Annotated in this window: 9 protein-coding genes and 1 pseudogene; 8 read left to right on the plus strand and 2 right to left on the minus strand. The window is 60.3% G+C overall.

Annotated elements, in window-relative coordinates:
• Together ACFQDI_RS05355 and ACFQDI_RS05360 are read left to right on the plus strand one after the other, a co-directional pair.
• Entirely contained in the window at positions 1 to 1,185 is a 1,185-nt protein-coding gene (locus ACFQDI_RS05355; protein ID WP_377164198.1) for an FG-GAP repeat domain-containing protein, read from the plus strand.
• Positions 1,186 to 1,201: 16 nt separating this feature from the next.
• Positions 1,202 to 2,614 carry a neutral/alkaline non-lysosomal ceramidase N-terminal domain-containing protein gene (locus ACFQDI_RS05360; protein WP_377164200.1) on the plus strand — a complete coding sequence of 471 codons (1,413 nt, stop codon included), beginning with the start codon at positions 1,202 to 1,204 and terminating at the stop codon, positions 2,612 to 2,614.
• Positions 2,615 to 2,621: 7 nt separating this feature from the next.
• Here the strand turns inward: ACFQDI_RS05360 and ACFQDI_RS05365 are convergent, their stop codons facing one another.
• Both ACFQDI_RS05365 and ACFQDI_RS05370 read right to left on the minus strand, forming a co-directional pair.
• A complete protein-coding gene (locus tag ACFQDI_RS05365; RefSeq protein WP_377164202.1) occupies positions 2,622 to 4,064 on the minus strand; it encodes a sensor histidine kinase in 1,443 nt (480 codons plus the stop codon).
• A 6-nt stretch (positions 4,065 to 4,070) separates the two neighbouring features.
• A complete protein-coding gene (locus tag ACFQDI_RS05370) occupies positions 4,071 to 4,781 on the minus strand; it encodes a response regulator transcription factor (protein WP_377164204.1) in 711 nt (236 codons plus the stop codon).
• A gap of 375 nt (positions 4,782 to 5,156) precedes the next feature.
• On the opposite strand from ACFQDI_RS05370, the gene ACFQDI_RS05375 reads away from it, so the two are divergent.
• The 6 genes and pseudogenes from ACFQDI_RS05375 (at position 5,157) to ACFQDI_RS05400 (ending at position 13,183) form a co-directional block, all read left to right on the plus strand.
• Positions 5,157 to 5,981 (plus strand): lipopolysaccharide kinase InaA family protein, encoded by an 825-nt coding sequence (locus ACFQDI_RS05375; RefSeq protein ID WP_377164206.1) that lies wholly within the window; start codon positions 5,157 to 5,159, stop codon positions 5,979 to 5,981.
• A gap of 32 nt (positions 5,982 to 6,013) precedes the next feature.
• A complete protein-coding gene (locus ACFQDI_RS05380) occupies positions 6,014 to 6,979 on the plus strand; it encodes a VWA domain-containing protein (RefSeq protein WP_377164208.1) in 966 nt (321 codons plus the stop codon).
• 9 nt (positions 6,980 to 6,988) lie between these two features.
• Positions 6,989 to 8,362: an adenylosuccinate synthetase gene (locus ACFQDI_RS05385; RefSeq protein WP_377164210.1), complete on the plus strand. Its 1,374-nt coding sequence runs from the start codon at positions 6,989 to 6,991 to the stop codon at positions 8,360 to 8,362.
• Between the two features lie 396 nt (positions 8,363 to 8,758).
• Positions 8,759 to 10,342, plus strand: a pseudogene (locus ACFQDI_RS05390) (YHYH protein); the annotation flags it as partial.
• 606 nt (positions 10,343 to 10,948) lie between these two features.
• Positions 10,949 to 11,653: a hypothetical protein gene (locus tag ACFQDI_RS05395; RefSeq protein WP_377165564.1), complete on the plus strand. Its 705-nt coding sequence runs from the start codon at positions 10,949 to 10,951 to the stop codon at positions 11,651 to 11,653.
• Positions 11,654 to 11,671: 18 nt separating this feature from the next.
• Positions 11,672 to 13,183 (plus strand): sulfatase-like hydrolase/transferase, encoded by a 1,512-nt coding sequence (locus ACFQDI_RS05400; RefSeq protein WP_377164212.1) that lies wholly within the window; start codon positions 11,672 to 11,674, stop codon positions 13,181 to 13,183.
• Positions 13,184 to 13,206 lie beyond the last annotated feature (23 nt).

Genomic DNA, 13,206 nt, shown 5'->3' on the forward strand with positions numbered 1-13,206 from the left:
ATGCGCTCTGTCATAATCCTGATTGGTCTGTTTCATGCGGCTGTCTTGATGGCCGATGACACTGTGGTCTCTGCGCCCGGAGCTCCGTGGATTCGTCATACCATCGACAATACTTCCCGAGGCGCTGATGGTGTGAAGCTCGGAGATCTGAACAAGGATGGTCTGCCGGACATTGTCACAGGCTGGGAGGAGGGAGGTGTGGTGCGGGCCTATCTCAACCCGGGGCCGGTCCGGGCTCGCGGTTTGTGGCCGCATATCACCGTTGGGGAGGTGAAAAATGTGGAGGAAGCCATCTTTGCCGATCTGGATGGAGATGGTCGGCTGGAGGTCATCAGCGGAACGGAGGGGAAAACCTGTACGCTCTACTGGCACAGGCCGGCAGGCGGCTCATGGAGCACGCAGGCGTTCCCAGCCGCAAGGCAGGCTCAGATGTGGATGCAGGCGGCGGCACTTGATCTTGATGGACGAAGCGGACCAGACCTGTTGGTGGCATCGAAAAACAAAGAGGCCGCCATAAGCTGGCTGCAGTCGCCCGAGCAGGTGACTGACCTGGCAGCATGGTCGCTGCACAAAATGCGAGATGCTGGCTGGATCATGTCGCTTCTACCGCATGACATGGATGGAGATGGCGATGCGGATGTCGTATTCACTGACCGCAAAGGGGACCGCTCCGGTGTCTTCTGGCTGGAAAACCCTGGCGCCATGGCGAATCGAGCGCATGGGGCGTGGAAGGAGCATGCCATCGGCGGACTGGGAAAGCAGGTGATGTTTGCAGACCTTGGAGATGTGAACGGTGATGGTTTCGTGGATGTCGCAGTAGCGATGAAATCCGTGGAGATTTTACTCTGCCTGCGCTTTGGTGACGGATGGCAGGAGCGGGTGATAAAACTGGATGATGCCAATCTGGGCGATGCGAAGGCAGTCAAAATCGCCGACGTGAATGGTGACAAAACTCCTGACCTACTCTTCACGTGTGAAAATGCCAAGGGGGAGCGAGAAGGCATCGTGTGGCTGGAGCAGAGGCTGAACGGCCCGTGGAAGCAGCACACGCTCGGTGGGCCGGAAGGCCTGAAATATGATCTCATGCAGACGCTGGACCTCGATGGAGACGGGGATCTCGATGTGATCACCTGCGAAGAGCGCGACCAGCTCGGCGTCATTTGGTATGAAAACCCACACAAGTAAGACGTATTGGTGAGCCATGAAATCTGTCGTTTTTGCCCTGCTGCTCATTGCACCCGCCTTGTTTGCACAAAACAAAACGTTGCGTGCAGGGGCGGCGGCGGTGGACATTACGCCCACCGAGTTTCCCATGAACATGCCCGGGGGATTCAGCGCCAATCCTGCGACCAAGGCGCATGATCCGTTTCATGCGCGGGCGCTGGTGCTGGATGATGGCAAAACCACGCTGGCGATGGTGGTGGTGGATGTGCTGGGCGCAGGGCCGGATGTGCTGAATGAGGCCAAGGCCATCGCGGCGGCCAAGACAGGCATGGCGGTGGACAAGATGCTCATCAGCTCCACGCACACGCATAGCGGTCCTTCGGTGAATACGCGCAGCGAGCTGGCGGCCCGTTATTACAAACGCTTTGTCGAGGGCATTGCGGAGTCGATCATCAAGGCGCATGGTGCTTTGAGGCCTGCCTCTGTCGGTGCCGCAGCGCATCCGCTTCCGGATGAGGTTTTCAACCGGCGCTGGTATCTTAAACCTGGCAAGATGCCGCTCAATCCGTTTGGCCGCATGGACAAGGTGAAGATGAACCCGGGCACCGATCCGAACACGCTGGAACGCCCGGCAGGGCCGACGGATCCTGACATCACGATCATCTCAGTGCAGGATGCCAAAAGAAAGCCGCTGGCCGTGTATGCCAATTACTCGCTGCACTACGTGGGTGGTGCGCCGGCAGAAGAGATGTCAGCAGATTATTTTGGCGAGTTTGCCCGAGTCATGCCCTCACGTGTGCGTGGAGATGAAAACTTTGTCGCCATGATGTCCAACGGCACCTCGGGGGATATCAACAACATTCCGTTTGGCGTGACCCGCCCGCCGCGCGAGCCGTTCGAACAGATTCGCATCGTGGCGCAGAAGGCGGCGGACACGGCGTGGTTTGCCCAGCGGAAAATCGAAAAGCATCGCGGGGATGTGACGCTCGGCATGCTGCAGCGGGAGATCACGCTGAAGTATCGGCGCCCATCGGAGCAGGAAGTCGCGGAGGCGAAGGTGGTGCTGGCGGTGAAAGACAAGGAGGCGGTGGAAAAGCTGCCGCGTCTGGCGAAAAACTATGCCGGCAGTGTCGTCGCGGCGGCGGAGCGGAAAGAAGAAACGGTCACCGTGCAGCTGCAGGCCATCCGCATCGGGGATCTGATCGTGTGCGGCATTCCTTTCGAGACGTTTGTGGAGATCGGGCTCGATTTGAAAAAGCGCAGCCTGTTTCCGCAGACGATGGTGGTGGGACTGGCGAATGGCCGGCATGGTTATCTGCCAACGCCTGAGCAGCACAAGCTGGGCGGCTACGAGACGTGGCTGGGGACGAACCAGGTGCAGGAGGACACGAGTGTCATTCTCACCAACAACCTGCTGGAGATGATGGCGGAGCTGAAGAAGACCCCATGAGCGCAGCTCACTCCGCTGGAATGGAGATCGTGATTTCCAGACCGGTGGGCTCACGGAGCTGGGCGGTGACGGTGCCGCCGCAGGCGTGGATGCATCTTTGAGTGATGGCCAGGCCGAGGCCGCTGCCGCCAGTGGAGCGTCGGCGTGCGGCTTCAGGGCGGTAGAAGGGCTCAAACAGCCGGTGCAGGGTTTGGGGAGGAACGCCCGGGCCCTGATCTGAAACACGAATGACGATGTGCGCGCCCTCCCGCGCAGCGTTGACGCTGATCGGTCCGGCATCGGCGGCGTAGCGCACGGCATTGCGCAGCACGTTGCCGATGGCGCGGTCCAGTGCGTGGCGCAGGGAATGCAGGCGTAGGCCTTCGGGGATCGTGAGACGGACATCGGCTTCGGGTGCTTCCCGGGCGATGATGCTTTGAATCAGATCCTGGAGGTCGATCTCCTCGGCGTTTTCACGTTCGGGCAGAGTTTCGGCTTTGGAGAAAGCCAGCACCTCCTCCACCAGCCGGGCCATGTGCTGGAGCTCTGCGTCGAGCTTCTGCAAATATGCAGCCTGCTCAGGCGTGCCGCGCTGCTCCACCACACCCAGAGCCATCTGCATGCGTGCGATGGGGGAGCACAGCTCGTGCGCCACATCTGCCGTGATGCGCCGCTGCTGAGCCACGTATTCTCCGAGCTGTGCGGCCATTTTGTTGACCGAGGTGGAGAGCTCGCCCAGCTCGTCGCTGCGCGCAGAAGACACACGCTCTTTGAAGTCTCCTTCTGCGATGCGGCCCGCAGCGCGGTTGAGCCTGCCGATGAAGCCGGTGATGCCACGGACAAAGGGCATCCACACCAGCGCTGAAAGCAGCAGGGCCACAGCCGCCAGTCCCAGCCAGGGGCGCAGATCAAAGAACAAACCGCCGCCGTGGATGGTGCGGGACATCATGAGCAGTGTCAGCGGATGATTGTCGCTGGGCAGGGTGAGGTCGAGATGGATGCCTGCCCAGTAGCGTGCAGGCTCTCCAGCACGAAGCATGAAGCGGGGTTTCGGCGGTGCATCGGCGGGGCGTTTTCTGGGCGTGCCAGCCGGGGGCCTTCTAGGCGGCGGAGGCCGGTCATTAGGGCCGCGTTTGTCGATGAGCTTGGGCAGCACTTCCGACGGCACTTGAAGAGGCTGGCCCAGCATCTGCCTGCCACTGCTGTTGAAGAGAGCAAAGGTGACTCCGTATTGCTCGCCATGCTTGAGCAGCAGGTCCGGCCACTCCTGCTCAGGAAGCTGGGAGAGTTCATTGGTGATGGTGTCGCCAATCGCCGATACGCGCTCGCCCGCCTCGCCGGAGAGCATCCAGTCCAAGCTCATGCGAAACTGCATGCTAAGAAATCCGAAGAACAGCACGGCCAGAACCGCCAGGTTCACTCCGAACCAGAGCAGGATTTTCAGATATAGAGGCAGATGAACGCGTGGCATGCGGCTTTAGCGGTTCGGGGTCACCAACTGATAACCGAAGCCACGCACGGTCTTGATGAACTGAGGGTTCTTCGGGTCGTCCCCCAGTTTGCGGCGCAGGGTGGAGATGTGCATGTCGATGGCGCGGTCAAACACATCCCACTCACGATCCGCCACATCTTCGATGAGCTGCTCGCGAGTGCGCACGCGGCCGTGGGCTTTGGCGAGGGAGAGAAGAAGGCCAAACTCCGCAGGAGTGAGATCCAAGGGGGAGTCGCCGAGCACGACGGCGTGCGAGTCCGCATTGATGCGCAGCGGACCGACGACGATCTCCTTCATGGGGGCCTGAGGGGAGCTTTCAGCCACCCAGCCCGAGCGGCGCAGCACGGCGCGCAGACGGGCCAGCAGCTCACGGGAGGAAAAGGTTTTGGGCAGGTAGTCATCGGCGCCGAGTTCCAGGCCGACGATGCGGTCCACTTCCTCGCCGCGCCCGGTCAGCATCATGACGGGCACCTTCGACTTGGCGCGGATGCGTCGCAGCACCTCAAAGCCGTCGCAGCCGGGCATCATCACATCGAGGATGATCGCATTCCAAGGCTCGCTGGTGGCGCGTTCGGCTCCGCTGTCTCCCTCGTGCTCGCATTCGACCTCAAAGCCCATGGGCTTGAGATAATCCGCCACGAGCTGAGAGAGCTCGGTGTCGTCGTCGATTACGAGAATGCGGGTTGCCTGGGGCATGGGCAAGTATCATCAACAGCTCGTTACTGCGCCAGCTTCTTTACCATAAGCTGACAAAAGAACTCGGGGTTTGGAATGCTGTTTTGGAAATCAGTTGTTGCCGGGTATTGCGGACACGCCATGCTCGAAAGGCAAATCGATGAAGCGTGCGCCAATTCCATCCTACGTCAGATACGCGGACTTCCGTGTGATTTTATGCAGGGATGCCTGGTTCTGGAACTCTTTGGCCTGCCTCAAAGAAGGAGGTTGTTTCTCATGAACTGGGTGGCTCTGAACTGCCCGCAATGCTCCGCGCCCCTCCCACGTGTGGCCATCTGGAGAGCGGTCAAATGCACTTCCTGCGGTGCGCTGATCAACAGGACGGAATCGCTGGTGATGCGTGACTCTTTTCGCCAGGCACTGTTGCGGGCGCGCCAGGCCCAGGGGGCCGCAGGCGGCGATCTGCAATGCGCGGGTGAAAGCTATCATGTGATACAGAGCCTCGGAGGCAGTGAAACATCGCAGGTGTATCTCGCGCGCAGAATCAGCGGGCAGCCGTTTTTAGCGACCATCAAGCTTTCCGCAGCGAGCGCTGCCGCAGTCCGGTATGCACGTGAGGCTGAAGTACTGAAAGAACTGCAGTCTTTGCAGGAGGGGGCGGCGAGTGTGTATGCAGCGCAACGGCTGCCTGAAGTCATTGCCCAAGGTCCAGTGGTGGGGCACGACGGCAGGCAGGCTTTGGTGCTGCGTCATCCCATCGGCTACTGGGGAAGTCTTGCGGCATTGAGCGAGCGGTTTTCAAACGGCATCGATCCACGGCATGCGGTGTGGATCTGGCGGCGGATGCTGGATGTGCTTCATTTTGTTCATGCCCAGGGCTGGGCCCATGGAGACGTACGGCCTGAGCATGCCCTGGTGCATGCTCCGAACCACGGCGTGCTCATGATCGGCTGGGCATCGGCACAAAAGAACGCAAGCGCGCGGGCGCAGGCGGCGGATCTGCTGCGAAGCGCACGAGTGGTACGGGTACTGGTGTGCGGGGCCGCAGGCTCAGGCGGACTGCCTGCAGGCGTGCCTGCCGCTCTGGCCGATCTCCTGATGCGTGCCAGCGAAGACGAAACCTTTTGCCAGGAGAAGGGGGCGACTGGGTTGGATGGTCTGCTGCGAACCGCAGCGCAGGAAGCCTTTGGCCCGCCTTCTTTCCTGCCTCTGAATCTTTGATTTTCATTTCAAACAACCCAACATCAAACACCATGGGATACGGAAACTATTCATTCGCCGCCCACACCGCGCTGATTGCCGGACGTTCACACCAGGCACGTGCCGAGGTCTTCACACAGACGCAATGCCATGCCCTGATGAATCCCAAGGGGCTCAAGGTGCGCGAGTGCCGGGACAGCGCGGATCATCCCAATGCCCTAGGCATCATTTTTGCCCTGGATGTGACGGGCTCGATGGGAGACATCCCGCACCTGCTGGCCAAGCAGGAACTTCCGAACCTGATGAAACTGCTCAATGCCTGTGGCGAGAAAGATCCGCAGGTCATGTTTATGGCGGTGGGGGATGCGACTTCTGACCAGGCCTCGCTGCAGGTGGGGCAGTTTGAAAGCACGGCGGAGCTGATGGACCAGTGGCTGACCTGGAGCTACCTGGAGGGCGGCGGGGGTGGCAGCGGGCAGGAAAGCTATGAGCTGGCTTTTTACGTTGCGGCCCAGCACACGGACATGGACAACTGGGTGAAGCGAAAAAAGAAGGGGTATCTTTTCATGACGGGTGATGAGCTGCCCTACCCTGCAGTCTCCAGGCACCAGATCGAGGCGCTCATTGGCGAAAAGCTGGACGAGGATATTCCGATTGAAGAGGTGATCGCGGCTGCTGCTGAGAGCTATCATCTCTTTTTTCTGATTCCGGATGCAGGGCGTGCCAAGCGTTGCGGCGCTCGGTGGCGTCAGCTTCTCGGTGATCATGCCATCATCATGGAATCGCCGGCAGATGCCTGCTCGGTGGCGGCAGCGATTGTGGGACTGACGGAGGGGCGCATACCGAGCCTCGATGCGCTGGCGACGATTTTGTCCGACAATGGATTCAACCGCGAGCATGTGGGGTCAACACTCCGTGCCGTCCAGTCCTATGCCGCCCTGCTTAACCTTGTGCCTGCCTCCATCGCCAGTCCGGCTGCGGCGTCGGGAGATTCGTGGTGGAAGCGTTTGTTTGGATGACCTTACTTTGTGAGCGAGATACGCTATGCCTCCGTGCTGGGCCTTGGTTTTGGAGACTGTGGCAAGGGACATTTCATTGACGCACTGACGAGGCGCTGGCAGGCGCACACCGTCGTGCGTTTCAGCGGCGGCGCTCAGGCGGGGCACAATGTGGTGACCGCTGAAGAGGAGGTGAAGCCTGCAAGACATCATACTTTTTCGCAGTTTGGCGCGGGCACCTTTGTGCCGGGCACACGCACGGTGCTGCTGGACCCGATGGTGCTGCACCCGACAGCTCTGCTGGTGGAGGCGGAGGTTCTGGGGCGTGCGGGTGTGCATGATGCGCTTCTGCGTCTGACCATCGATGCACGCTGCCGCATCACGACTCCCTATCATCAGGCGGCGGGGCGGGCGCGTGAGCTCCTGCGCGGCACGGCAGCTCATGGCACCTGCGGCGTGGGGGTGGGTGAAACGGTGAGGCATGCCCTGCAGCATCCGGAGCTGGCCATGCATTACGCTGACTTCTCAGGCAGCAGCACGCAGCAGACCCGCATGCAGCTGGACAAGCTACAGGCCATTCGAGAGACGCTGCATGAGGAGCTGTCCGCGCTCTGCCCGCCTGAGGTGACTGGTGTGCTGGCGGATGAGATGCGCACGCTGCGAGACGAGTCTCTGGCCGGCAAATGGCTGACGATGGCAAAAATGCTGGCGCGCCATTGTCCTCCGGCATCGTTGGAGGAAGTCAGGGCTCCATTGAAGCAGCCCGGATGTGTTCTGTTTGAAGGGGCGCAAGGCGTGCTCCTCGATGAATGGCGTGGTTTTCATCCACATACGACCTGGAGTTCCATCACGACAGATGCGGTGGAAACAGCCGCTGCATGTCTGGAGCTTGGCGCGCCGATTGAGCATTATGGCGTGCTGAGAAGCTACCTCACCCGCCATGGCTCGGGTCCGCTCCCAACGCATGATGAAGCACTGAATGACCTGCTGCCGGAACCGCACAATCATTCCGAAGGCTGGCAGGGCGGCTTCAGGCGAGGGCATCCTGATGCGGTGCTCCTGCGTTATGCTTTGGATGTCATAGGCTCGCTGAATGGACTGCTGGTCAGTCATCTGGATGTGTTTCAGCGTGGGGTGAAGCTGAAGTGGTGCGGACACTACTCGACCTCAACAGCCCCATGCCTCAAGCGGCTGCCTGCTGGAGCATGGAAGGATTTAGCCCACCAGACGCGACTGACGAGGCTCCTGGAGGAAGCCCGGCCAAACTACGATTCCAGCGTCATCACTTCGTGCCAGGATTATCTTGAGCGGATCGCGAGTGTGACCGACCTGCCGGTTGTTTCATGCTCCTTTGGCAACAACTGCAGGGATGTCCGTGAGATGCAGATGGGCGCGTGGTCTTGACGCAATCCTGACAAATCTCCGGAGATTCCTTGAAGCCGTCCTGACGCGAGGAGGGTTAGAGTCCGCATCATGAAAACGCTTCCCGCTCTTCTGCTGCTCGCGACCAGTCTTTCCGCCCACACTTTGAGAGTGGGTGAATCTGCTGACAAAGAGGTGCTGCGGCAGCACATTTTGGAAGAGTGGATGCAGCAGCATGCAGTACCGAAGGAGGGGCAGATCAAAACGGTGCAGGTGGCTTCTATGTCAGGCCCCCTGAGCCTTGCGGCAGCCGCAGCGGCCAATGCGGCAAACGCTCCGCGTGCGGCCAAGGCCTTTATGACCTTTCCGAAGCTGGAGCTGAAATGGGACCAAGACTTTCTATATGTGGGGTCCAATGGCTGGCCGGAGCATAACATGATGGTGGGGATCACGGCCTGGCAGCAGCAGGTGCCGCTGCCGCAGGCTTATTTTGGAGACAATGCCTGGCGCATTCCGCTGAAGCCGGTTCCGGCGAAGACGCCCGCCGTGGTGGAAGGGCGCTTTTTGCGCGGTGCCATTGCGCTGGCGGTGAATGGCATCCCGATTTTCAATCCACAGAACAACCGTGGGGAGGTGTCATTTGAAATCGGCGAACTGGATCAATGGGGCGGGCATTGCGGACGTGCGGATGACTACCATTACCACATAGCGCCGCTGCATCTGCAGACGGTGGTGGGCAAGGGGATGCCGATCGCGTATGCGCTGGACGGGTATCCGATCTATGGCCTCACCGAGCCGGATGGATCGCCGGTGGGCAAGCTGGACGAATGCCATGGCCACGAGGATGCGAAAGTGGGCTACCATTACCACGCCTCCACAAAGAGGCCGTATCTGCAGAGCGCGTTTCATGGAGAAGTCGTTGAGGCGGAGGGGCAGGTGGATCCGCAGCCGCGTGCGCAGCCGGTGCGTCCGGATACGCCGCCGCTGCGCGGGGCGGAGATCACCGGATTTGAGAGCACCGGCTCCAACAGCTACAAACTGAGCTATCAGGTGGGCAGTGAGAAACGCTGGATTTCCTACAGCATCAACAGCGACGGCACCTACCCCTTTGAGTTCAACAACGGGCGTGAGGGTACGGTGAAGGAAGTGTATACCAGCCGTGGTGGTGGCAGAGGTGGCCCCGGAGGAGGTGGCAAGGGGCCTGGCGGAGGGGGCGGCAAAGGCAAGGGAATGACGCGTGAAAAAGGAGGTCGGGGGAAAGGCATGAAGCCTGATGAGAATCCGCCACCGGCGCCTGATGAGTCGCCGCGCCCACAGCCTGCCCAGACCGTCGGCAGCCTGATGGATGTGAATGGTGACGGGGTGGTGACGGCGCAGGAGTTTGCCGACAATGTGAAGCGTGAATTTGCCGCCAATCGCAGCGGCGGCACGCTGGCGGCCGCCATGGCCAAGGCACGGAGCGAATTCACCGCACTGGACCGGAATGGCGATGGCAGGCTGGATGTGGGCGAGCTGCTCACTGCAGCACCCACACCTGTTGTACAATCGTCGGAGAGACGTGGTGGCGCACCGTCTGCGAGCAAGGGTGGCGGCTTTGTTTTGACCAGCCCTGAGGTGGAAGATGGCGGCAGTCTGCCTGCGGATTACACCGGAGACGGCAGCGGAGCCACGCTGCCCTTGGCATGGAGCGGGGCTCCAGCGGGAACGAAGAGCTATGCGCTGATCATGGACCATCTGGCACCGGGCAATGAGATGAAAAGCTACTGGGTGATGTGGGACATCCCGGCCGGAACGACCAGCCTGCCCAAGAATGTGAAAGGCGTGGGCAAGCTGGGGGTGGGCTTCAAAGGCGAGGAGGGCTATGAGCCGCCGCATTCGCAAGGGCCGGGAGAAAAGACCTATGTGCTGCACGTGTATGCACTCTCTGCAGAGCCGAAGCCCACAGGCACAGGTCGTGGTGGAGTGACACGCGAAGACTTGCTGGCGGCGATGGATGGCAAGATTCTCGCCAAGGCCGACTTGAGTGTCGTTTACTCACGGGGTGGTGCCGCCGCAGGTGGCGGGCCCGGACGCAGTGGCATGCCTGCTGGCGCGACCACGACTCCTGGCGGCCCTGGTGGAATGGCTCCAGGTGGAGCCACCCAGCCCATGCCGGCGCAGGGCGGTGTTGGAGGGCAGCAGGGTGGCCAGCGCAAGCCATGGATGCAGATGCACGGTGCTGAGCTGGATGGCAATCAGGACGGCATCGTCACCGTATCCGAGATCCTTGCGGATATGAAGACCGCCACCTCAAAGTATGATGCGGACATGGATGGCGTCATCACTCCCGCTGAGATCGATGCGGCAGGAGACATCCGTGATGGGGCTGCATTTGCCGGCTTTATCTTCCGGCACGCCTACGAACTGGATGTGAACCAGGACAGCCGCCTCAGCGTCACTGAACTTTCGGATGCAGCCAAATACATTTTTGGCACGGCTGATGTGGACCACGATGGCAAGCTCACGGCCGAGGAGGTCCAAAATGCACCGAATGCGCCACTGCGTGCGGCCTCACCTGCCAGTGGAGATCAGCCCCCCGCGCCGCCTCCTGCCACAGCTCCTGGAGCAGAGGATCCAGCACCCAAGCCCATGCAGGCTGGCGCAGGTCAGGGCGGCCGGCGTTCGGGTGGTGCTCCCGCTGAATCTGGAAAAGGCGGCGGTGGCAAAAAGAAGAAAGGCGGCGGACCGCCCGGGCTCATCAAGCCGAGCATTGCCGACACGATGAAGCTCAACGTCTATGCGGACAACTGGTTCATGCTCTACGTGAACGGCCGTCTTGTGGCGGTGGATCCCATTCAGTTCACGCCGCACAATGTCGTCAGCGTGGATTTCCTGCCGGAGTATCCCATGACAATCGCGGTGCTGGCCAAGGACAACGCGGATCCCAAAACCGGGCTCGAATACGGCAGCAGCATCGGCGATGGCGGCTTCATTCTGAAGTTTGCGGACGGCACGGTGACGAACGCCACCTGGAAGGCCAAAAGCTTCTTTCACGGGCCGGTCAACGGCGACACGGCCAATCCGCAGGTCAAGCAAGAGCCTCTGCCTGCCAACTGGTGGGCCGTGGACTTTGACGACAGTTCATGGAAACAAGCGAAGGAGTACACTGTCGAAGAAGTGGATCCCAAGCAGCCCTACTTTGAGAACGATTTCGAAGGGGCGAAGTTCATCTGGACCGACGACCTCGCGCTGGACAACACGATCATCTTCCGAACCAAGGTGGAAAAGCCCGGCTGGCAGCCGCGCTGGAACACGAAGCCTGATCTCGATGTGAGTGGGGCGCCCTTGCGGTAACACCTGATTTTATCAGCCATGAAAAGCCTTCGTCTGATTTATTTCCTGGCGGCATGCCAGTGTATGGCTGCGGCGGAGAGCGCACAGCCCAACTTCCTTGTCATCATGGGAGAGGCGCAAGGGTGGGCGTCCATGTCCGTGCCGCAGGATGATCGAAATGCCGAAGGATCGACGAGCAGCTTCATCCGCACTCCGAATCTGGACAGCATTGCCCAGCACGGCATTCGCTTCTCTGATTTCTACGCCTCATCGCCACGATGCACTCCCACACGGGCGGCTCTGTTTACCGGGCGCAACCCGGCGCGGCTGCACATGACGTTTGTCGGTGAAACGAGGAAGGAGGGCGGGGTGAATCCGGGAGACAAGGTCATCGCCCCCGAGACGACGTCACAGGTTCCCGCTGGCATGGAAACCATCGGCACCCTTTTGAAAAAACAGGGCTATGCCACCGCCCACTTTGGCAAATGGCATGTGGGTCGTGAGAACCCGCAGCAGAGCGGCTTTGACGAAAACGACGGGCCGAACAGCAATGGCGGGCCTGACAACGTCGATGAACCGAATCCAAAACAGTGCTACGCGATCGCAAATCTGGGCATGGATTTCATGACGCGGCAGGTGAGGGCACGAAAGCCTTTCTACCTGCAAATTTCGCAATACCCGGGCAAGCAGCCTGAAAGCGCGACTCCAGAGATGATCGAGTCTGTGAAGCGCAGGCTGGGCAACCGTCTGGACATCGTGCGGATTGGTCAGGCGGCAGGCTGCGAAGAAATCGACAAGACGATCGGTCTCGTGCTGGCAAAGCTCAAGGAACTCGATGCGCTCAAAAACACCTACATCATCTATACTGCCGATCACGGTGCACAGGGGCGCAACGCGAACGGCGCTCTCACCAATGGCAAGGGCACGGTTTGGGAAGGGGGGCTGAGGGTGCCATTGCTGGTGGCCGGCCCAGGCGTCAAGGCGGGGGAGTTTTCCCATGTGCATGCCAGCACGGTGGATGTGCTGCCTACGATCATGGAACTGGCGGGTGCGCCACCGAGCATGCTGCCGAAAGATCTCGATGGTGTCAGCCTCGTGGGTGTGCTGAAAAAGGATCCGAACACGCCGCCAAGGCGACTCCACGATGAACTGGTGGTGCATTTCCCACATTATGACAAAGACGAGATCGGCCCCGCTTCCGCCATCCTCTACCAGAACTGGAAGATGATCCGTGTGTTTGAAACTGAAAGACGAATGCTATTTGATCTCTCCAAGGACATCGGGGAGCAGAAAGATCTCGCGCAGGCGGAGCCCCAAGTGGCAGCCGCTCTCGACAGCCGCATGACGGATTATCTGCGCGCTGTGAATGCCGGACTGCCGAAACCCAATCCTGACTACGTCGCAGGAGGAGAGAAGTCAGGCGACCGTAAAGGAGGCAAAGGCGGAAAGGGTGGGAAAGGGGGCAAGGGTGGAAAACCCATGCCGATGAAGAAGGAAAAGACGGAGCTCAAAGCCGGCTCAAATGAGCCAGGGGCCAAGGGGCCGGTATAAAACATCAGACCTTATTTTTGAAC

Source organism: Prosthecobacter fluviatilis (assembly GCF_042655725.1).
Taxonomy (GTDB): domain Bacteria; phylum Verrucomicrobiota; class Verrucomicrobiia; order Verrucomicrobiales; family Verrucomicrobiaceae; genus Prosthecobacter; species Prosthecobacter fluviatilis.